This is a genomic window from Streptomyces sp. NPDC044002 (genome assembly GCF_056434525.1).
In genome coordinates, this window is sequence record NZ_JBWKEZ010000049.1 from 1 (window position 1) to 21,990 (window position 21,990).

The window sequence follows — 21,990 nt, forward strand, 5'->3', positions numbered from 1 at the left end:
GCGAAAGACCGAGTACGTCCAGTACGAGGTCTTCCGCCCGGCACGCCGAGAGCACGCACCTGGGGGCACCTCCCAGCGGTAGCTGGGGGAGCCGCAGGGCCCGCCCTCCGGGCGGACGGCGCCACTTTGCGGACACCCCCTAGCCCCTATAGCCCCCGCTCGATCATGGCGATCACGTCCTGGCCCGCGTCGTGGGCCTGCTCCGGGGTGATGCCGCGCAGGGGGCCGTCGATGATCAGGGAGGCCAGGCCGTGCACCGCCGACCAGGCGAGGAACTCCGCGCCCGGGCGGCGGGCCTCGGGGAGGACGCCGGTCTCCACGAGCCCGTCCAGCGAGGCACCGAGCAGCTCGAACGGCGTGAGCCCGCCCGCCCCGGCGGCGGTGGCGTCGGCCGCGTACGTCATGTCGGCCGGCACGTGGAAGGCGGTCCGGAACCAGCCCGGCTCGGTCACGGCGAAGCGGATGTAGCCCGTCCCCACCGCCCGGAAGCGGGCGCGGGCGGCTTCGGCCGGGTCCTGGGCGGCGGGCAGGCCGTCGATCTCCGCCTCCATCGCCAGGGCCACCCGGGCCATCGCTGCCTGCGAGACCCCGTGCACGAGCGCCCCCCGGTCGGCGAAGTGCCGGTAGGCGGCGTTGGGTGACACCCCGGCCCGGCGGGTGACCTCGCGGAGCGAGACGGCGTCCGGTCCGCCCTCGCGCGCCAGCTCCAGGGCGGCTTCGAGCAGCGCGCTGCGCAGGTTCCCGTGGCGGTAGGTGCTGCGCTTGGGCGGGGGCGGCGGTTCGGTTTCCGACGGCATGGGACTCGATTCCTCGCTAAATGTGGACGGCGTGAACTTCCAGGTATAGCCTACGAGGGAGATGTGGACGCCGTCCACATGGCTTCAGGGGGAGCAGACCGTGCAGAAGGCCATTTCCCGCGACGGGACCGCCATCGCCTACGACCGCACCGGCGAGGGTCCCGCCCTCGTCCTCGTGGGCGGCGCCTACCAGGTCCGCGAGGACCCGAGGTGGGCCGTGCTCGCCCGGCTCCTCGGCGAGCGCTTCACCGTCGTGACGTACGACCGCCGCGGCCGGGGCGACAGCGGCGACACCGCCCCCTACGCGGTGGAACGGGAGGTCGAGGACCTGGCCGCCGTCATCGCCGAACTCGGCGGACCCGTCCGCGTGATGGGTATGTCCTCGGGCGCCGTCCTGGCCCTGGAGGCCGCCGCCCACGGCGTCCCGATGGAGGAACTCGCCCTGTACGAGCCCCCCTTCGTCATCGACGACAGCCGCCCCCCGGTCCCCGCCGACTACGTGGAGCAGCTGGACACCGCCATCGCCGAGGACCGGCGCGACGACGCCGTCACCCTCATGCTGACCGCCGCCGTCCTCGTCCCGGCCGAGTTCGTCGGCCAGATGCGGGCGAGCGGCATCTGGAGCCACTTCGCGGCGCTGGCCCACACCCTCCCGTACGACGCCCGGGTCATGGGCGACACCATGTCCGGCAACCCCCTGCCGACCGACCGCTGGGCGGCCGTACGGATCCCCGTGCTCGCCATCGGCGGCGGCGCGAGCGACCCCTGGCTCCAGTCCGGCGCCCGCGCCCTCGCCGGCCTGCTGCCGACGGGCCTCCACCGCACCCTGGACGGCCAGACCCACGACGTGGACCCGGCCGTCCTGGCCCCCGCCCTGGCGGAGTTCTTCGGCGGCGACCGGCCGTCAGCCTGACAGCTGACGCCGGGGCCCGGGCAGCAGCTCGGTGGTGATCATGGCTGCGACGGCGGCCAGGATCACCACCGGCGTCATCCCCGGGATGCCGACCAGCAGGATCGCCATCACCGCGCTGCTGACCGGCAGCCGCAGCACGCTCGCCCCCGCCGCGGCCAGCCCCGCCGCCACCGCGGGCACCACTCCCAGTCCCGGCAGCGGCGCCGCCAGCACCCCGGCCGCCGCCCCGAGGAACAGCGCGGGGAAGATCGGGCCGCCGCGCATGCTGCCGAGGCAGAGCGCGTACGCGACGGTCTTGCACAGCAGCACGGCCACCAGCGCACCCACCCCCCAGGCGCGCGGATCACCGGCCAGCGAGGCCATCAGGGCCTGCCCGGACGAGGCCACGTCCGCCGGGGAACGGTCCGTGACCAGCGCGTACGCGGCCGCGCAGACCCCGGCGCCGAGCGCGCACAGCGCCGTACGGGCGACCGGGCCCTTCGCCACGAACACCGCCACCACCTGGCCCACCCCCACCGCCTCGCGCAGGACGGCCGCCAGCACCACGGCCAGCAGCAGCGCCCAGCCCACGTCGGCCGCGTCCAGCCGGGGCACGGGCCCGGGGAGTTCGACGGTCAGCCCGCCGGTCTGCAGGCCGGTCCAGCGCCCGAACCCGGTGAACACCAGGGCACCCACCCCGCTCGACAGCAGCGCGGGCAGCATGACGGCGACCAGCTGCGGCCCGCCCACACCCACCACCTCGATCAGCAGCACGGCCGCGATCAGCGGGCTCCCGAAGATGGCGGCGATGGCCGCGGCCGCCCCCGCCACCCCCAGCAGCGCCGTGGCCTGCGGGGTGGCCGGCCCGCGCGCGAGGTCCCTCAGCAGCAGGGCGAACCCGCCGCCCAGGGCGATCAGCGGCGCCTCCGGGCCCAGCACCGCACCGAACGGCAGGCTCGCCGCCGCCGCGAGCACCACACCCGGCAGCACCTTGGTGGACGCCCCGCCCATGGCCAGCCCGGCGGCGGGGACGTGCCCGCCGGCCCCGGGCATCCGGGCCACGACCAGGCCCACGAGGAGGCCGCCGGCCAGCAGCAGCGGCAGCGGCCACCACCACGGCGGCCCGTCCCAGCCGAGCGCTTCCGGCAGGCTCTCCCACAACAGCCGCTGCAACTCGTGCAGCCCCGCGAGGAACCAGAAGCAGACCAGGGACACCGGGATCCCGACCAGTGCGCAGAGCAGCAGGATCCTGCGGTACGAAGGCGTCTTCAGCAGCCCCCGCAACACCACCGGCTCAGCCGGCCGGCCCGGTTCCGCAGCCGTCATGGATCGCTCCTTCTTCCAGGCCGTCGGGACAGCCCGGTCTCCACGGCTCCGAAGAGCACTTTGACGACGAGCCCCACCACGATCAGATCGGCCGCCATCTGCACGGTGACCAGCGCCCGCCCGGTCCCGTCGGAGGGCGCGATGTCACCGAAGCCCACGGTCGCGAACACCGTCATCGCGAAGTACAGGGCGTCGGTCCGGCTCAGCGGCTCGGAGAACGACCCTGGCCGGTCACGCGAGAGCAGGAAGTACGTCGCCGAGAACAGCACCAGGAACAGCGGCACCGCGGTGCCCATGGCCTCCAGGGCCCGCAGCCTCGGCCGGGCCGAACGGGCGATGGCCTTGACCTGCCAGACGATCAGGCACCCGAAGAGCAGCAGCCCCCCGGCCAGCGCCGCGACGGCCGCGGCCCCGAAGCCGTAGTCCAGCGGGGCCACGTAGTACAGGCAGGTCACCAGCACCCCGGACCCGACCGCACGCAGCAGGTGCCCCAGCACCACCACGCGCCCGGAGCCGCCGCCCATGACCGCTCCTCACCGCAGCCTGTCCCTCCCCGCATTCCAGCACCCCCACCCCCACCCCGCACCCCACGCACACCCACCCGGATCGGCGGAGAAACGGCAGGGGCCCGATCCGGTTCCTCGGATCAGGCCCCTGACCTGGAGAAGGCGGCGGACGCTACTTCGCGCCGAGCGCGTACCAGTACGACTCCTGCACGATCCGCCAGGCGATCTCCAGCTCCGCCGAGTTCCGGGGCCCGTAGACGAGCGTCACGTCTTGGACGGGGTGGTGCACGCCCCAGCCCGCTTCGATGACCTCGGCCTCGATGTCCTTCGGCAGGGTGACGTGGAGCGAGCCGTCGTGGTGGGGGTGGATGTGGGCGAACTCCCGGCCCCCCTGGAACGCTTCGGCCGGACCCGTGCCGATGCCCTCGGGCAGGAAGAGCGAGCGGGCGTGCGGGACCGAGACGAGCGTGGGGGCCATGTAGACGAAGGGCAGCGCACGCATCCGCCCCCACAGCTCCTCCTGAACCATGATCGGGGAGATCTGGGAGCCCTGGCCGTGCGGGGCCGGACCGAAGACGCGCGGGGCCGCGCCGGGGCGCGGGGGCAGGGAAAGCACGATGGTGTTCCTTTCCGGCCGACGGAGAGCCGGCCGCGGCGTGAGCGCTCCAAGGAGCTGCGAAGCTGCTGCCTCCACCGTCCACGCATCCGCTCAGGCCCCGCTGGCGAGCCGGTCGAGCACGCATGACGGTGCGCAAACGGCTTGGGGCCCGTCCTGCGGGCTGGTCGGGCGGGCAGCAGCCGCTCCGCCGCTGCGTCAGTGAGGCGTCAGCGTGACGGGTGAGAATCACGCGTCCGGCACTGCTCATCTGACTGTGGCCGACCGAACGGCCGAGTACCCAACGCCGAGGAGACTGCGTTGTCCGCAACTGTGCGAAAAACAGGCTCTCCCTCCACCGGTGCGGAACGCGCCGCGGCCCCTGGGGCCGGGCAAGGCGCCCGACGGATTCCGAGTCTGGGATTACGGGAGAAGCTGACCGCGCTGCCCGAGATGCGACGTGACCAGGTGGCGTTTCTCAGCAAGGCCATCGACAAGTACGGCGATGTGTTCCAAATGCGGTTGCTCGGCAACCCCATGGTGATGATCAACCACCCCGAACACGTCCACCGCGTGCTGGTTACGAACAGGGAGAACTACGACAAGGAGAACTTCCTGTACCGGACGGTCCGTCCGGTGCTGCGCAACGGCCTGATCGGCGCGATCGGGGGTGAATCCTGGCACCGCCAACGGCGGCTGATGCAGCCGTCGTTCCACCGCCCGAAGATCTCCGTCTTCGCCGACACCATGACGGAGGAAACCACCGCCATGCTCCGCCGGTGGGAGCAGCGCTACCAGAACGGCGAGGTGGCGGCCGTGGTGCCGGACGTCGGCCACCTCGCGCTGCGCATCGTGACGAGGAACCTCTTCGGCGCCGATGTCGGTCCCACCACGGAGGCCATCGAGAGCGACTTCACCGATGCCAACAACATCATGGGGGAGTACTTCCGCTTCCCGTTCCCGCCGCTGCACTGGCCCACGCCCAGCCACCGCCGACTGCACAAGCTGATCGCGAACCTGGACGCGTTCGTCGGCGCGATGATCGAGCAGCGCAACACCCGGAGCGACGGCAGCCCCACCCTGCTGAGCATCCTGGCCGATGCGGTGGATGAGGACACCGGTCACCAGATGGACGCCGTCCAGCTCCAGCAGGAGGTGGTCAACATCATGGTCGGCGGCTATGAGACCACCACCGGCGCCGCGTCCTTCATGCTCTACCTGCTCGCCAAGCACCCGGACATCCAGGAGCGGATGCACGCCGAACTGGTGGAGGTCCTGGACGGGCGGGTCCCCGACTTCGACGACGTCGGCAAACTGAAGTACACGCGCATGGTCGTCGACGAAACGTTGCGGCTGCGTGGCCCGGCATGGCAGACCATGCGGCGCGCCGTGGGGCCCGACGAGGTCGGCGGCTTCCGGATCGATGCTGACGCCGGTATCTACATCAACTTCTTCACCCTCCACCGCCACCGGGAATTCTGGCCCGATCCGGAACGGTTCGACCCGGAACGGTTCGCTCCGGAGGCTGTGGCCGAACGGCCGAGGAACACCTACATTCCGTTCGGAGCGGGACTGAGGGTCTGTATCGGCAAACACTTCGCGCTGACAGAACTCATCGTGATCGCCGCCATGATCGTCCAGCGCTACCGGCTGGGCCTGCCGGACGGGCACCCCCCGGTCGGCCTGGACCAGCTGGTGACCCTGCGCCCCAAGCACGAGGTGCTGCTGCGGCTGGAGCGCCGATGAGCGCCGGGACCGAGGAACACCCGCAGACATGGCTCTCCGAGGCGTTCGAGGTCTTCCCGCCCCAGCTCAATCCGCACGCGGACGCCGCCATCGCGCATCTGGACCGGTGGACCGAGCAGTACGGCCTCGTGGGCACGGCCGCCGCCCGGGAGCGGTTCGCACGCGCCGACTTCGGCTGGTTCGCCGCCGTCACCTACCCCACCGCCGACGAAGACGGGCTGTGCCTGATCGCCGACTGGTTCGGCTGGCTCTTCCTGCTCGACGACCAGCTCGACGACGGTCTGCTCGGCAAGGACCCCGCCCGCACCGGCGACCTGATGACCCAGATCTTCGATGTCCTCGGCGGAGACGCCGGTGCGTTGCCCGAGGGCGCCCCGGCCCTCGTCACCTCGCTCGCCGACCTGTGGCGGCGCAGCACCGCGACCTCCGTCTGGCGGGAGCGCTTCGTCGAGCACGTGATCGCCGGCGGCCTCGCGGCCCGCTGGGAGGCGGACAACCGGGTCCGTGGCACGGTCCCCGACGTCGCGTCGTACGTGGAGAACCGGAGGCACACCGGCGCCATCTACGTCTGCATGGACCTGGTCGAAGTCGTCGAACGACTTGACGTGCCGGACCCGGTGTACCGGAGCGAGTCGTTCCAAAGGGCCCTGCGCAGCGCCTGCGACGTGGTGTGCTGGACCAACGACCTGTACTCGCTGGACAAGGAGACCGCACTCGGCGAGTACCACAACCTCGTCACCGTCATCCAGCACGCGGACGGGCTGACCGCCGGCCAGGCGGCCGACCGGGTAGGGGACCGCATCGCCCGGGAGATCGAGGCGTTCGCCGGGTACGAGGCCGAGGCACTGCGAGCCTGGCCCGAACACGGCGGTACGCTGCGGACGTACTTCGCGGGAATGCGGTCCTGGATGCGCGGCAACCTGGACTGGTCGGCGAGCACCAGGCGTTACCGGGACGCCCACGGCACACCGGCCGACCCGGCCGGCTACCTCGAAGAGGTACTGATCGGCACGGCCGACGGCGGACCGGAGCGCAGCCGATGACGACAGCCGAGGCCCCGGCTCCGCTTCCCGGCCCGGACCTCGCCCACCCCGGCATCGCGCAGGCCCAGGAACTGCTGCCACCGCTCTTGCGGGACTGGATCGCCCGGCTCGGCAGCGAGCTCGGCCGGATCTGCGGGTATCAGCTCGGTCTGTGCGATGCGCAGGGCAATCCGGCCCAGGGCCACGGCGGAAAACTGATTCGACCGGCGTTCACCCTGCTCTGTTCCGCCGCGACGGGCGGCACGGCCGCCGAGGCACTGCCCGCCGCGGCCGCCATCGAGCTGCTGCACAACGCCTCGCTCATCCACGACGACATCATGGACGGCGACCGCTCGCGACGGCACCGCCCGACCGCTTGGGTCCGCTTCGGGGTGCCGCGGGCGCTGCTCGCCGGTGACGCGCTGATCGCCCTGGGGTTCGAGGTGCTCGCGGACCAACGCCAGCCGACGACCGCGACGGCGGTGGCGGACCTGGCCGGGACGCTGCGCCGACTGGCCATCGGCCAGGACGGCGACCTCCGCTTCGAGCGTGAACGGGAGCGGGAGATCAGCATCGAAGAGTGCCTGGCCATGCTCGGCGGAAAGACCGGGGCGCTGCTCGGCTGCGCCTGCCGTCTGGGCGCCCGCCATGCGGCGGCCCCGCCCGGCTGGGCGGACGCATTCGACCGGTTCGGCAGCCATCTCGGAATCGCCTTTCAGATCGTGGACGACGTACTGGGCATCTGGGGCGACCCCGCGGTGACCGGCAAGCCGGTCGGCTCCGACATACGCGCCCGCAAGAAGAGCGCGCCGGTGGTCGCGGCGCTGAGGGCGGGCACGCCCGCGTCCGCCCACCTGTCCCGCTGGTACGCCTCGACCGACCACCTGACGGACGACCAGGTCGGCGCGGTGACCACGCTCGTCGAAGAGGCCGGAGGCCGGTACTGGGCGCTGGCTGAGGCCGACCGCCAGCTGGCCGCCGCCTGGGACATCCTCGACCGGCTCGACCTCGACCCCGCCGCACGCCGCGGCCTCGTCGACCTCACCACCACGCTGACGACCCGCCGGCACTGACCTTCGCCGGGCCGGCCGGACACCACCGGACGGCCCGGCGTTCGGCCGCGCCGGGACCGGGCAGCGGCGAGAAGCTGTCACCGCCGTGTCAGCGCGTGGTGACAAGGTCCCGGCATGACCGAGACAGCGAAGAGCGGACACGCGCCGGCCGCGACCGAGGTGCCCGCGACGAACCTCCCCCAGCAGTGGGCGGCGGCCGTCGACCGGGACGCGCCTCCCCTCGCCGGCGACGAGCGGACGATACTGACCGGATTCCTGGACTGGCACCGCACGACCTTCGAGCTCAAGTGCTCCGGCGTCCCCGCCGAGCGGCTCTCCGACCGGGGCGTCCCGCCGTCCGAGCTGAGCCTGCACGGCCTGCTGCGCCACCTGGCCGAAGTGGAACGCTTCTGGTTCCGGATGCAGTTCGCCGGCGAGGAAATCCCCTTCCTCTACTACGAGACCGACAATCCCGGGCAGGACTTCCGCGCCCTGGACGGCGACGTCGAGGCGGCCTCGGGGGTCTGGCGGGCGGAGTGTGCCCGCTCCCGGGAGATCGTGGCTGCCGCCCCGTCCTTGGAGGAGACCCGCATCCACGTGCTCACCGGGGAGCCCGTGTCGCTGCGCGGGATCCTCGTCCACATGATCGCCGAGTACGCCCGCCACAACGGCCACACCGACCTGCTCCGCGAACGCATCGACGGCGCAGCGGGTTACTAGGGCGTGGGTGGACGCGGGCGGGCGTGCGGAGCACCCGGCACCGTTCCGGCAGTCCGGTCACGGTACGTCAGCGACCTGTCAGTGCGCCTCGACAGCATGGCGACGTTGGATGCCGGACAACACATTCCTCCGTAGGTTGGCGGTCACGTGTCGAAGACTTTGGGCCGCTCGATCGCGGCCGGAATGGCAGGCGAGAGGGCTTCGGGGGAGGACGGGGAAGGTTCGGCCGTAGTCGTTCCGCGGTGGACCACGCTCGGGACCGGCTCCGGGACACCGGTGACGGCGGAGCTCGTCCTGCCGCCCCGGCTGACCGATGACCTGCGCGCGGTGGCCGAGGACGGCGCGGCCCCGTTGGACGCCGTGTTCCTGGCGGCACACCTGCGCGTGGTGTCGGCGCTCACCTCTCAGCAGGGTTCGCACACCGGGTACGTGCCCGTCGGCGGCGACCCGGCCGCCCCTCGTACGGTGGGCGCGGCCGGGGTGCTCGACGGGAGCTGGCGTGACCTCGTCGCCCGGGTGGCGCGGCCGGGCAGATGGCCGGAAGGTCCGGGTACCGCGGCCGGGACGCCGCATGACTGCGTGCTGGACCTGTCCGCCGCAGGCTCGGCACAGCACCAGGACGCCTCGCCGCTGTGGGTGGGCATCGACGTTCGTGCGGGCCGCGTCACGATCCGTGCCCGGTCCCGTTCGGACGTGATGACCGGCGAACACCTGACCAGGATCACCGGCTACCACGGTCGGGCCCTGGAACTGCTCGCGGCCGATCAGGACGCCCCGGCGGGCGACGGGGAGCTGCTCTCCGAGGACGAGCGGCGCTTTCAGCTGGAAGGGCTAGCGGGTCAGCAGGAGCCCGGGGACGGGCGGCTGTGCATCGAGCGGTTCGAGGACCGGGTGAGGCGGCACCCGGACGCGGTCGCCGCGTCGCACCGGGGCCGGTCGTGGACCTACGGCAGGCTCAACGCATGCGCCAACCGGATCGCCCACGCGCTGTTGTCGGACGGGCTCACTCCTGAGGACGTGGTGGCCGTCGTCATGGAGCGCGGTCTCGAGTGGGCGGCGGCCACGCTCGGTGTGCTCAAGGCGGGCGGGTGCTTTCTGCCCGTGCAGCCGGACTTCCCGGCGGCCAGGATCTCCGCCCAGCTCGACGCGGCCGACTGCCGCTTCGTCCTCGGTGCCGGTGAGCAGCCGGACACCGCCGCGTCCCGCGTGGACGCGCGCCGGACGCTGGACGCCGCCGCGCTGTGCCGGGGGGACGCGACGGATGACGCCGTCGGCAACCCGGGCCTGGCCCTGGCATCCGGTCAGCTCGCCTACATCTACTTCACCTCGGGTTCCACCGGCACTCCCAAGGGCGTCATGTGCGAGCACGCGGGACTGCTGAACCACCTGCTGATGAAGGTGGAGGACCTGGAGATCGGCGCTGGGGCAGTGGTGGCGCAGACAGCCGCGCAGTCCCTGGACATCTCGTTGTGGCAGCTGGTCGCGCCGCTGCTGACAGGCGGCAGCACGCGCATCGTGGACACCGAGGTGCTCCTGGACGTGGACCGCTTCGTGGCCGAAGTGACCGCATCCCGGGTCACTGTCGCGCAACTCGTCCCCTCCTACTTCGACGCGCTGGTCGCCGCGCTGGAGCGGCACCCCCGCGACCTGGGTGCGCTGCGCGTCCTCTCGGTTACGGGCGAAGAGCTCAAACTGGATCCGGTGCGGAGATGGTTCGCGTGCCAGCCGCACATCAGGCTGGTCAACGCCTACGGTGCGACCGAGCTCTGTGACGACACCATGCACGAGATCCTGGACCGGGCCCCTGACCGCGGGTTCGTCACCCTCGGACGGATGCGGCGCAACATTCGAGGCTACGTCCTGGACGAGCGGGGCCGACTGGCCCCGCTCGGCGCCACCGGAGAGATCGCCTTCTCCGGCGTGGCCGTGGGACGCGGCTACGTCAGCGACCCCGAACGGACCCGGGAGGCCTTCGTGCCCGATCCGTTCCGGCCGGGCCAGCGGATGTACCGGACCGGTGATTTCGGGCGCTGGCTGCCCGGGAACCGGTTGCAGTTCCTCGGCCGCCGCGACCAGCAGGTCAAGATCCGCGGCTTCCGCATCGAGACCGGGGAGATCGAGAACCGGCTCCTGGCCGTGGACGGGGTGAAGGACGCGGCGGTCGTCGCCACGGCGGGCAACGGCCGGAACAAGGTCCTGGCCGCCTTCCTCGTCGGCACCGGGCGGGTGGCCGATCGCAGCATGCGCAACGTCCTGGCCGGCCATCTTCCGGACTACATGATCCCGACGTACTGCCATTGGCTGGAAGCGCTGCCGCTCACCGAGAGCGGCAAGGTGGACCGGAAGGCGCTCACCGAGCTGGCCGGCACGCTCGGACACGCCGACGGGCCCAGTACGGCTCCCACGACCCTCACGGAACAGCGCCTGGCAGTGGCCTGGGCCGAGGCGCTGAACGCACCGCTGCAGTGCATCGGGCGGGCGGACGACTTCTTCGCGCTCGGTGGCACCTCGCTCTCGGCGGCCTGGCTCGTGGTCAAGCTGGACCGGCTCGTCTCGCTGGCCCAGATCATCGCCCACCCCGTGCTGTCCGACCTGGCCGCCGCCGTCGATGCCGGTCAGGGCGCCGCATCGGACACCGGCAGCACCCTGCTCCGGCCGCTGGCGGCAGCGCCGGCCCGCCGCGGTGCACCTGCGGGTGTGCTGCTCTGCTTCCCCGGTGCCGGCGGCAACGCGGTCAACTTCCTCGCGCTCGCCCGGGAACTGGCCTCCGCCGGAATCGACGTACACGGTGTCGAGCTGCCCGGCCACGACTTCGTGCCCGGCCCGCAAGACCTGGTGGAGGTGGGGGAGGTGGCGCGCCGGGTCGAGCACGAGCTGCGACGGCTGGTCGCCGCACCGATCCTGCTGTGGGGGCAGGACGAGGGGGCGGCCCACGCCCTCGCCCTGGCCCGGCGGCTCCAGGACGGCCCGTTCGCGCCGCGCCGGGTCTTCGTCGGCGGCTCCGCACCGGGAGGGCTCGCCGGACTGCGGGAACGAATGGAACGGGCCCACGCGATGAGCGACCAGGAGGTCACCGCGACGCTGCTCCGCGAGGGCGCCTATGTGGAGTTCGACGGCCTCAAGCCGGAGCGCGCCCGGCTGCTGGGCCCTGCCTACCGGCATGACATCCGCTCGGCGGGGGACTTCCTGCTCGCCGCCCGGCAGAGGCCGACGGCCCACCGGATCGCGGTGGGCATCGACGTCGTCGTCACCGCGGACGGTCCGGACACCCCGGACGGTACCCGGGGCGACCGCGCCGGGGACTGGCGGCTCTTCTCCGACGACGTGGTGCTGCGCGAACTCCCCGTCTCCGGAACGCACTTCCTTCGCACTCGGGCGGCCGCCGCCGCCGAGATCGTGGTCGCCGCTCTGTTGCGACCCGCTCCTTCGCACCCGTGAGGAAACGATGCTCAACGATGATGTGCCGGAGCCCCGCTCCGGCGATGCAGGCGGGCTGACCGGACGGATCGCGTCCGGCCCGGACCCGCTGCTGCGCGCCGAGGTGCTCGAACCGCAGCTCCGCTTCGAGATCGAGGCCCTGCTGCCCGGGTACGTCCAGCTGGAGAAGGTACTGCTGCTGGAGTACCGGAGGCTCGGGCTGCTCGACGGTGCCCAGGTGGGCGCCATCGCCACGCTGCTCGACCAGGTCACCCCCGCCGCCATCGCCGAGGAGGCGAGGGAGAGCATGAGCGACATCGCCTTCACCCTGGAGCGCTACGTCTCCCGGCGGCTGGCCGAGGTACCGCCCGCCTGGCACGTGGACCGCAGCCGCAACGACCTGCAGGCCACGGCCCAGCTGATGTACGGCCGCGCCCGGCTTCTGGACAGTGCCGAGGCTCTGCTGGCCTTCGGCCGCACCGCCCACCGGCTGGCCGCCCGCAGCACCGACTCGGCGATGCCCGGCTACACCCATATGCAACCGGCCCAGGTGATCAGCCCCGGGTTCTACTTCGCCGGAGTGTGCGACCAGGTGCTGCACACCCTGGAGCGGATGGAAGCGGTGTACCGGACCGCCGGTGCCTCGCCGATGGGCGCGGGGGCGATGGCGGGACAGGAACTCTCCTGGGACCGCGCGCGGATGGCCGGCCTGCTGGGCTTCCCCCACGTCCGCACCCACGCCCTGCGGGCAGTGGCGCAGCGCGACTGGGCACTGGAGGCGTGCGCGGAATTCTCGATGCTGGGCGTCGCGCTCAGCCGGTTCGTCACCGACCTGATGACCTGGGGCGGCGCCGGGTACGGCTTCATCGACCTGCCGGACCACTGGTCCGGCATCTCCTCGGCCATGCCGCAGAAGAAGAACTTCCCCGTGCTGGAACGCATTCGGGCCCGCACGGCACACCTGAGCGCGGCCTACACCGACATCGCCACCGCCCAGCGGAACACCCCCTACAGCAACTCCGTAGAGGTGTCCAAGGAGGCGAACGCCGGGGTTCCCGCGGCCTTCGACACCCTGGCCTCGGTGCTGAGGCTGTTCGGTGCGGTGCTGGAGAACCTCCGCTTCCGGGAGGACCGGATGCGCGACGCCTGCTCCGCCGAGTACCTGGGCGGGTTCACCCTCGCCAATCTGCTGACGCTGCGGGCCGGTGTGCCCTGGCGCACGGCCCAGGTCGTCGCCGGCCGCTACATCGTGCGTGCCGTCGAACGCGGACTGTCGCCCGCCGAGCCGGACGGCCCGCTGCTGGAGGCGCTGCTGGCCGAGGAGGGCCACCGGACGGGTGACGCCGTCGCGTTGCTCACCGAGGCGATGGGCTTGCCGGGCGGGCTCACCGCCAAACGCTCGGACGGCTCGGCCCATCCGGACGCCGTGCGGGCCCTGCTCGCCGAACAGGGGTACGCGTTCGACGAGGTGGCGGAGCGCTGGCAGACCCGGCGTACGGGCATGGCCGAGGCGGCGGCGGGCGTCGACCGGCTGCTGGCCGGGCCGGAAGGGCGGCAGTAGTGGCGAGGGTTCCCGAAGGGGCGCTGCGGCAGCCCGGTACGGAGCGCCGCGTCGCCCCGTACGCGGCGGTGACCGGGGTGAGCACCGCGTCCGGCACGTTCGGCGAGCTGCTCCAGGGCGTGCTGCCCGAGGAGGACAGCGACTTCCTGGTCACGCTGCCGATCGCCCGCTGGGCCCGGGCCACCTTCCACGGCACGCCCGGCACGGACGGGGTGGAGGTGTACCCCGCGCACAAGCGCAAGGCGCTCCGCCTCGCCGAGATGATCACGGGTTCCTCGGCGACGCCGATGGGAGGCGTACTGACGGTCGAGAGCACCCTGCCCGAGGGCAAGGGCCTGGCCAGTTCGTCCGCCGACCTGGTGGCCACGGCACGTGCCGTCGCCAACGCGCTGGGGGAGCCGATGCCGCCGCGGCGGATCGAAACGCTGCTCGCGCGGATCGAGCCCACCGATGGGGTCCTCTATCCGGGCATCGTGGCCTTCTACCACCGGCGGGTGGCGCTGCACTCCAAGCTGGGCGCGCTGCCGCCGATGACCGTGGTGGGCGTCGACGAGGGCGGAGAGATCGACACCGTCGCCTTCAACCGCATCCCCAAGCCGTTCTCCGCCGCGGACCGCGTGGAGTACGCCCGGCTGCTGGAGCGGATGACGGACGCGGTGGCCCGCGCCGACCTCGCCGAGGTGGGCGCGGTGGCCACCCGCAGCGCCCTGATGAACCAAGTGCTGCGCCCGAAGCGGATGTTGTCGCCCGTGATCGAAATATGCCGACAGGTCGGCGGGCTCGGCGTGGTGGTCGGTCACAGCGGTACGAGCCTGGGTGTGCTGCTGGACACCGCCGATCCCGCCTACCCGCAGCGGGTGGTGGACGCCGCGAGCGCGTGCTCCGAACTCGCCGGAAACGTGACGGTCTACCGGACCTTGAGCTTCGACCGATGACGTCCGGTGCAGGGCCGGCCGGGCGCAGGCACGGGAAGAGAGAGCCCACATGCTGAGCCAGAACGTGATCGACGCCATCGGCCACACGCCGCTGGTACGCCTCCGGCTGGGAGCCGAGCGGGGCGTTGCGGTCTACGCAAAACTGGAGATGAACAACCTGTTCGCGATGAAGGACAGGGTGGCCAAACAGATCATCACCGAAGCGCGCAGCACCGGCGCTCTGGCCGAGGGCGCGCCCATAGTGGAGAGCTCCTCGGGCACGATGGCCCTCGGGGTCGCCCTGGTGGGTACCGCGCTCGGCCACCCGGTGCACATCGTCACCGACCCGCGGATCGACCGGACGACGCTGGCCAAGCTGGAGGCGCTGGGCTGCGAGGTACACGTGGTGTCCGCCATGGACGCCCAGGGATGGCAGGGCGCCCGGCTGACCCGGCTGCGGGAGATCATGGCGCAGCACCCCGGGGCGTTCTGGCCCCGGCAGTACGAGAACCCGCAGAACCCCGCCGCCTACCGGCACCTGGCCGCTGAAATCCTCGCCGACCTGGACACCGTGGACGTGGTGGTCGGAGCGGTGGGCAGCGGCGGGTCGCTGTGCGGTACCTCGCGGGTGCTGCGGGAGTCGGTGCCGGATCTGTACGTGGTCGGAGTGGACTGCGTCGGCAGCGTGCTGTTCGGCCAGCCCGACCGGCCCAAGCGGTTGCAGAGCGGCCTGGGCAACAGCCTGCACCCGAAGAACCTCGACCACGCCCTGATCGACGAGGTGCACTGGCTCAACGACCGCGAGGCGTTCGCCGCGACCCGGGACCTGGCCCGTGAGGAGAAGCTGTTCGCCGGCAACACATCCGGGTCGGTGTACCGGGTGCTGGGCGCCATGGCCGACCGGGCCACCCCGGGGACGACCCTCGTAGGCATCTTCCCGGACCGCGGCGACCGCTACGCGGACACGGTGCACAGCGATGCGCACTGGGCCGAGCAGAACGTGGACCGGCTGCCGCTCGCCACGGTGCCGCGCCAGGTGCTCGACGGCACCGAGGTGCACAGTTGGTCCTTCCGCCGCAACCGCGCCGACGCCCCGCGCCCGGCGTTCGTCTTCGTGGAGTCCAACACCACGGGGACCGGCATGTCCGCACTGCGGATCGCGGCGGAGGCCGGCTACGAGCCGGTGCTCGCGACGGGGGACTCCGCTCGGTACGCGGGCCTGGAGGAGACCGGCGCCACGCTCGTGGACTGCGACACCAACGACACCGATGCGCTGATCCGGGCGGTGACCAAGGCGTTCGAGCCCGGGTGCATCGCCGGGGTGTCCACCACCAGCGAGTTCTATCTGGTGGCAGCCGCCGCGCTGGCCACCGCGGTGGGCCTGCCCGCGCAGAGCGAGGCGGCGATAGCCGGCTGCCGGGACAAGGGAGAGCTGCGCCGGACCCTTGCGCGGGCCGGCGTGGGCCAGCCGGGATTCGAGGTGGTGCGGGACGGTGCGGCCGCCGCCGCGGCTGCGGCTCGGCTCGGCACGCCCTGTGTGGTCAAGCCCGTCGACGACTCCGGTTCCACGCGGGTCCGGCGCTGCGACTCCCCGGAACAGGCGGCCGCCCTCGCCGAGGAGATCGTGGCGGTACGGACCAACGGGCGCGGCCAGGCCACGGCCGGCCGGGCACTGGTCGAGGAGTACCTCGACGCCCCGGAGTACAGCGTGGAGACATTCGGACTCGACGGCGACCACCGGCTGATCGGCATCACGGAGAAGACGGTGACCGGCGCACCGAACTTCGTGGAGTCCCGGCACATCGTGCCCGCCGATCTGCCGGACGACGTCGTGCGGGAGATGGGGCGGACCGTGGTGGCCGCGCTGACCGCCACCGGCCTCGGCCGCGGCCCGGCGCACACCGAGGTCAGGTTCACGGGGTCCGGGAGCGCGGTCATCGAGATCAACCCGCGGCTCGCGGGCGGCCTGATCCCCGAGCTCTACCGTCTCGCCACCGGGGTGGACCTGCTCACGGCCCAGGTGCGCCACGCCACCGGGGCGGACCCGGTACTGCCCGGGGGCTTCGCGCGGTACGCGGGCATCCAGTTCCTCCTGCCCCCCGAGGCGGGGGTGCTGGAGCGCGTCACCGGTGTGGAACGGGCCCGCGCCGTCGCGGGGGTCGAGCGGGTGACGGTCACCGCCACCGCCGGCCGCCCGGTCGCGCCGCCGACGGATGCCTACGGGCGGATCGGACACATCATCGCGGTCGGGGAGAGCCGGGCAGCGGTCGCCGAGGCTCTGGACCGTGCCGCTGCGCTGATCGCCTTCGAGCTGCGCGCCGGCTGAGGGCCGCACGGCCGGCGGAGCTCCCGCACGCCGCACCCTGGGACTCTCCTCATCCGTGCGACCTCCGCATGCGCACCCCGGGACCGCGGGTGCGCATGCGGAAGCGCGATCTGGCTGGAGGCTTCCCACCAGGACGCGGCCCAGCAGACCACTTCCTTCTTCGACCGGCTCCCCGCCGCCAGCTGAGCTGGTCTTACGCGCATCACGGCGACCCCGCCCCCGGATCGACGGGGCGGGGTCCCTTCCTTTCCGGGTGGCCGGATCTCGACCACCCGGGACGTCGAACGGCGGCGGTTGCCGGAAGGCCCGATTGACGCTAGGACCTTCACCTGTAATGTATTGCTGACAGGTCAAAGCTGGGGATGACGCGAGTAAGGGGTTGTAGTCAGTGAAGAAGCAGTCGGTCACCGTCAAGGTGGCGAGCTGGAGCGCGGCTCACCCCTGGCGGGCCATCGTGGGATGGTTCGTCTTCGTCGTGCTGTGCCTCGGCGCGTCAGCCGCCGTCGGTACCAACAGCGCCACCACCGAGGACTACCGGGTGGGCAAGGCCGGACGGGCTGAGGCGCTGGCCGCCGAAGGCGGCCTCCAGCGCCGGCCGGTCGAGCAGGTCGTCATCGACTCCCCGTCCGGCTCGCTGGACCTGGCGGCGGCCCGGGCGGCCGCCGCCGACGTCACCGCCCGGATGGGGAACCTCGCCGAGGTCGACCGGGTCGAGGAGCCGGTCGTCTCGAAGGACGGCAAGGTCCTCATGGTCCAGGTGGTCATGAAGGGTGAGGAGCTCGGCGCCCGCAAGCACGTCGACCCGCTGGTCGCGCAGACCGCCGAAGTCCAGAAGAACCACCCCGGGGTACGGGTGCAGGAGACCGGCGGCCCGTCCATGAGCAAGGGCCTCGACCAGCAGCGCGGTGACGACCTCGCCTTCTCGGAGATGCTCACCCTGCCGGTCACGGTCATCACTCTGATGATCGCCTTCGGGTCGGTGATCGCGGCCGGTGTTCCCGTCCTGCTGGCGCTGTCCTCGATCGCCGCGGCGATGGGCCTGTCGGCCCTGGCGTCGCACGTCCTGCCGGACGCCGGTGTCGGCAACAACATCATCCTGCTGATCGGCATGGCCGTCGGCGTCGACTACTCGCTCTTCTACCTCAAGCGGGACCGCGAGGAGCGGGCCCGCGCGGGTGGCAAACTCGCTTCGCAGGCCATCGTCGAACTCGCCGCGGCGACCGCCGGCCGGGCCATCGTCGTCTCGGGCCTCGCGGTGATCGTCTCGACCGCGACCCTCTACCTGGCCACCGACGTCATCTTCTCCTCGCTGGCCACCGGCACCATCATCGTCGTGCTCGTCGCCATGGCGAGCTCCCTGACCGTGCTCCCCGCCCTGCTCGCCAAGCTGGGGGCGCGCTCGGAGCGCCGTGCGGCCCACCGCGTCCAGGAGGGCAAGCGCAACCGCGACCACGGCGGGACCAGCAAGGTCTGGCAGACGCTGCTGCGGCCCGCGACTCGGCGTCCGGGGGTCACCCTGCTGGTCTCCACGCTCGTCATGCTGGCCCTGTCCGCACCCGCCCTCGGCCTGAAGCTGAGCGTGCTGGGCAAGGACACCTTCTCCCGCAAGATCCCCGCTGTGCAGACCTATGACCGGCTGACCGCCGCCTTCCCGGACATGCTGGTACAGCACCAGGTCGTGGTGCGGGCGGAGGCGTCCAGCGCACCGCAGGTGGCACAGGCGCTGGAGGGCCTGCGCCGGCGGGCCCAGGCCGACCCGATGTTCGCCAAGGACGCGGACTTCAAGCCGCGCGCCTCCGCCGACGGCCGGATCAGCAGCCTGACGCTGTCCGTCCCGTTCAAGCCGAGCTCCTCCCAGGCGCTCGACTCGCTCGACCGCATCCGTGACGACTACCTGCCCGCCACGGTCGGCAAGGTCGCCGGCGCCGAGGCCTATGTCACCGGTGACATAGCCCGTGATGTCGACTACCTCGACCACCAGAACTCGAAGCTCCCGCTCATCGTCGGCTTCCTGCTGCTGGTGACCTTCGCGGTGACGGTCGTGACCTTCCGCTCGGTGGTGATCGGCCTGATCGGCATCGCGCTGAACCTGCTCTCCGCGGCGGCCGCGTTCGGTCTGCTGGTCGTGGTCTTCCAGGGCGACTGGGCGCAGAACATGCTGGACTTCCACTCCACCGGTGCGATCGGGGCCCGGGTACCGCTGTTCCTGTTCGTCATCCTCTTCGGACTGTCGATGGACTACCAGGTCTTCGTGGTCAGCCGGATCCGGGAGGCGGCCCTGCGGGGACTGGACACCCGCAAGGCGGTGCTGGAAGGCATCGGCAGCTCCGCGGGCGTGGTGACCAGCGCCGCGATCGTCATGGTCACCGTCTTCTCCAGCTTCATCTTCCTCAGCCTCGTCGAGATGAAGCAGATGGGCTTCAGCCTCGCCGTCGCGGTCCTGCTGGACGCCTTCATCGTGCGCATCATGATCCTGCCCTCAGCCCTGATCCTGCTGGGCAACCGGAGCTGGTGGCCGTCCCGCGGCATGCGGCGGGCCCAGTCGCAGCCGGCCGGTGCCGCGGTGCGCGACCTCCGCCAGGCCCAGGCGACCGGGCGGTTCTGAACCCCACGGCTGCCGATCCCGGCAGCTTGCGAACGGCCTTCCACCCCCGGGAAGGCCGGCCTGCTGGGCCGCTCACCGCGAGCGGCCCAGCAGGCGTTGTGTCGCGGCCGGCACCGCCCGTACCGCCTGTACCACCGGGCCATACCGGTCCGGTTATGGCCGAGTCGGCCAGATGATATTTCCCAGCGATCCTCAAGCGGGTCAGGATTTGAGTGAGACATACACGGGGGTACGAAACGGTGGAAATCCACATACTCGGTTCACTTTCCTTGACCCAGGGGCCCCAGCAGTGGGGCGTGGCGTCGAAACGGGTAAGCGCGGTGCTCGCACTGCTCGCTCTCTCTCCCGGGCAGCCCGTTCCGTTCGACCAGCTCGTCGACGAGCTGTGGAGCGACGGACGCATAGCCAACGCCAAGAACGCACTGCAGGCGACTGTCACCCGGCTGCGGAAACTGCTGGTCTCCGTCACGGGAAGACAGGGGAGCGACCTGATCCAAACGGTCGGCGGGGGCTATGTCCTCCACGTTCCGAAGGAGTCGGTGGACGCCCACCGCTTCCTGGCGCTGGCCGACCGCGGCGCGGCGCTCGTGGGCGCGGACGCGCCGCGAGCGGTGGAGGTGCTGGAGCAGGGCCTGGGCATGTGGCGGGGCGCGGCCCTGATGGACGTGTCCGAGGGGTTCCGCTGCCGGACCGAGGCTGCGCACCTGGACGAACGCAGGCTCACCGCTTACGAGGACCTGGTCACCGCGAAGTTGGCGGTCGGACTGGAACGCGTATCCGTCCCGGAACTCCGTCAGTTGGCAGCCGAGCACCCGGGCCGGGAACGGCTCAGCGAGCTGCTGATGCTTGCCCTGTACAGGGACGGCAGGCAGACCGAGGCGCTGGAGGTCTTCCACGACGCGCGCCGGCGGCTGGCCGACGACTTGGGTCTGGAGCCCGGGCGTTCCCTTCACGAGATCTATCAGGCGATCCTGAAGCAGGACGACGCCCTGGGGCGGCCCCGTCGATTTCTGGCCCCTGCTGCTTGATCTTTACCGTGGACGGCTGCTCAGAGCCATGTCTAAGATGCGTCGTACGGGGCGTTACCGGCACGTTATGTGCGCCCCGCTGTAGGGCACGTGCGGGAGAACGGTGTGCCCCGGAGCCAGGGGGCCGTGCTTGAGATGGATGTCGAGTTAAGGCATGCACGACTCGTTGCAGCCATCGCGACTGCCCGGAGTATATCCAAGGCCGCTGCCCGGCTCAACCTTCCGCAACCCGGTCTCTCCACCCAACTGCGACGTATCGAAAAAGAGTTAGGCGGGGACATTTTCGTCCGCTCGCACCTCGGAGTGGTACCCACTCCGCTCGGCGAACGGCTGATCCCGATGCTCGTCGATCTCGCCCAGCGGGGTGACGCGATCCTCGCCGAGGTGGCCTCACAGGCCACGGACACCCTGCGCATCGGGAATGTCGAGTGGACGACGCCGGCCCTGCGGGAGGCGATCGCGGAATCGCTGCCGAACACCGACGTGCAGACCGAGACGGTGGACCCGGCCGACGCGATGGACGCGGTCAGGGAGGGGCGGCTCGCCCTGGCGCTCGTGCCCAACGTGCTGGCCGGACCGGAGAGCGAGGCCGGAAGGGGGCAGCTCAGCACGGCCGTCGTGGTGCGAGAGCCGGTATGGATCGCGCTGCCCAAGGACCACTGGCTGGCCGGGGAGGAACCGGTCGGCTCCGAGCAGGCCCGGGCCCTGGACTGGGTCCGCTACGCGCGCGGCCACTGGTTCCACGACACGGAGGAGACGGCGTTCGCCGACCTCTTCGACGATCCTCCCGCTTCGGTGCACCTGGTGCGCGGGCACCACGAGGCGATGAGCTGGGTCCGGGACGCCGGGATGGCCGCGCTGACCACCCCCACTGGAGCCACCGAGCACGTGCGCCTGGTGCCGGTCGCCGACGCCCGTACCTGTGAACTGCTGTTGGTGTGGCGGTCCGAGGCGATCAGCCCGAAGGTCCTGCGGAAGCTGCTGGACAGCGTGCGCCGCTACTACTGCGTGTACGCGCGCACCATCCCGCGCTACTGGTCCTGGATGGTCGACCACCCCGAGCAATTCCGCGAGCTGGGACAGTTCCTGCCGAGGGCCCCCCAGCCGTCACCCCCGCCGACGACGGCTCCCCAGTCGGTGCCGACTCCGCCCGAAGGCACCCCCGCACCCCGTCAGCTGGCGGTCAGCCAGCTGTCAGGCCGATGTCTGAGCATCGTGCGCATGACTACTGCAGCCACGAGCGCCGAGCGCCGCGCCCAGATCAAGGACATCATCTGCGACATCCTCGAGATCGAGCCTGCCGAGATGACTGACACCAGTCGGTTCAAGGAGGACCACGAGGCTGACTCGATGGGGGCCATCGAAATCCTCTCCACCCTCGAACGCACCTTCGGCGTCGACATCGACCAGAGCGAACTGGCCCGCATGGTCAACCTCGACGCCGTGCTCGCCGTCGTCAACGAGGCCGTGGCCGCCAAGTAGC

Annotated in this window: 16 protein-coding genes; 12 read left to right on the forward strand and 4 right to left on the reverse strand. The window is 71.6% G+C overall.

Annotation, left to right across the window (positions count from 1 at the left end; genetic code table 11):
- Positions 1 to 146: 146 nt before the first annotated feature.
- Positions 147 to 797, reverse strand: a complete 651-nt coding sequence (locus AC07A6_RS29480) for a TetR/AcrR family transcriptional regulator (protein ID WP_478779163.1) — start codon at positions 795 to 797, stop codon at positions 147 to 149.
- Between the two features lie 100 nt (positions 798 to 897).
- Here AC07A6_RS29480 and AC07A6_RS29485 point away from each other — a divergent pair, with 100 nt between their 5' ends.
- Positions 898 to 1,710, forward strand: a complete 813-nt coding sequence (locus AC07A6_RS29485; RefSeq protein ID WP_478779164.1) for an alpha/beta fold hydrolase — start codon at positions 898 to 900, stop codon at positions 1,708 to 1,710.
- Here AC07A6_RS29485 and AC07A6_RS29490 read toward each other — a convergent pair.
- From AC07A6_RS29490 to AC07A6_RS29500, 3 genes are all read right to left on the reverse strand, one after another.
- The gene (locus AC07A6_RS29490) at positions 1,702 to 3,015 is read right to left on the reverse strand and encodes a chloride channel protein (protein WP_478779165.1); all 1,314 of its coding nucleotides are present in this window, start codon (positions 3,013 to 3,015) and stop codon (positions 1,702 to 1,704) included. The genes AC07A6_RS29485 and AC07A6_RS29490 overlap by 9 nt on opposite strands.
- Positions 3,012 to 3,539, reverse strand: a complete 528-nt coding sequence (locus AC07A6_RS29495) for a potassium channel family protein (protein ID WP_362458922.1) — start codon at positions 3,537 to 3,539, stop codon at positions 3,012 to 3,014. The genes AC07A6_RS29490 and AC07A6_RS29495 overlap by 4 nt, the downstream gene beginning before the upstream one ends.
- A 154-nt stretch (positions 3,540 to 3,693) precedes the next feature.
- Positions 3,694 to 4,137, reverse strand: coding sequence for a luciferase domain-containing protein (locus AC07A6_RS29500; RefSeq protein ID WP_362458925.1), 444 nt, complete (start codon positions 4,135 to 4,137; stop codon positions 3,694 to 3,696).
- 432 nt (positions 4,138 to 4,569) lie between these two features.
- Between AC07A6_RS29500 and AC07A6_RS29505 the strand changes: the two genes are divergently transcribed.
- The 11 genes from AC07A6_RS29505 (at position 4,570) to AC07A6_RS29555 (ending at position 21,989) form a co-directional block, all read left to right on the forward strand.
- Positions 4,570 to 5,862, forward strand: a complete 1,293-nt coding sequence (locus tag AC07A6_RS29505; protein WP_478779166.1) for a cytochrome P450 — start codon at positions 4,570 to 4,572, stop codon at positions 5,860 to 5,862.
- Positions 5,859 to 6,905, forward strand: a complete 1,047-nt coding sequence (locus AC07A6_RS29510) for a terpene synthase family protein (RefSeq protein ID WP_478779167.1) — start codon at positions 5,859 to 5,861, stop codon at positions 6,903 to 6,905. The genes AC07A6_RS29505 and AC07A6_RS29510 overlap by 4 nt, the downstream gene beginning before the upstream one ends.
- Entirely contained in the window at positions 6,902 to 7,957 is a 1,056-nt protein-coding gene (locus tag AC07A6_RS29515) for a polyprenyl synthetase family protein (RefSeq protein WP_478779168.1), read from the forward strand. The genes AC07A6_RS29510 and AC07A6_RS29515 overlap by 4 nt, the downstream gene beginning before the upstream one ends.
- A gap of 114 nt (positions 7,958 to 8,071) precedes the next feature.
- Entirely contained in the window at positions 8,072 to 8,656 is a 585-nt protein-coding gene (locus AC07A6_RS29520; protein WP_362458937.1) for a DinB family protein, read from the forward strand.
- Between the two features lie 276 nt (positions 8,657 to 8,932).
- Positions 8,933 to 12,094 (forward strand): non-ribosomal peptide synthetase family protein, encoded by a 3,162-nt coding sequence (locus tag AC07A6_RS29525; protein WP_478779169.1) that lies wholly within the window; start codon positions 8,933 to 8,935, stop codon positions 12,092 to 12,094.
- Between the two features lie 7 nt (positions 12,095 to 12,101).
- Positions 12,102 to 13,634: a lyase family protein gene (locus tag AC07A6_RS29530; protein ID WP_478779170.1), complete on the forward strand. Its 1,533-nt coding sequence runs from the start codon at positions 12,102 to 12,104 to the stop codon at positions 13,632 to 13,634.
- 77 nt (positions 13,635 to 13,711) lie between these two features.
- Positions 13,712 to 14,569 carry a GHMP family kinase ATP-binding protein gene (locus AC07A6_RS29535; RefSeq protein ID WP_478779188.1) on the forward strand — a complete coding sequence of 286 codons (858 nt, stop codon included), beginning with the start codon at positions 13,712 to 13,714 and terminating at the stop codon, positions 14,567 to 14,569.
- A 49-nt stretch (positions 14,570 to 14,618) separates the two neighbouring features.
- Entirely contained in the window at positions 14,619 to 16,874 is a 2,256-nt protein-coding gene (locus AC07A6_RS29540) for a pyridoxal-phosphate dependent enzyme (RefSeq protein ID WP_478779171.1), read from the forward strand.
- Between the two features lie 388 nt (positions 16,875 to 17,262).
- Positions 17,263 to 19,479 carry an MMPL family transporter gene (locus tag AC07A6_RS29545; RefSeq protein WP_362458951.1) on the forward strand — a complete coding sequence of 739 codons (2,217 nt, stop codon included), beginning with the start codon at positions 17,263 to 17,265 and terminating at the stop codon, positions 19,477 to 19,479.
- Positions 19,480 to 19,775: 296 nt separating this feature from the next.
- Positions 19,776 to 20,507, forward strand: coding sequence for an AfsR/SARP family transcriptional regulator (locus AC07A6_RS29550; RefSeq protein ID WP_478779189.1), 732 nt, complete (start codon positions 19,776 to 19,778; stop codon positions 20,505 to 20,507).
- A gap of 135 nt (positions 20,508 to 20,642) precedes the next feature.
- Positions 20,643 to 21,989 carry a LysR family transcriptional regulator gene (locus AC07A6_RS29555; protein WP_478779190.1) on the forward strand — a complete coding sequence of 449 codons (1,347 nt, stop codon included), beginning with the start codon at positions 20,643 to 20,645 and terminating at the stop codon, positions 21,987 to 21,989.
- Position 21,990: the final 1 nt, after the last annotated feature.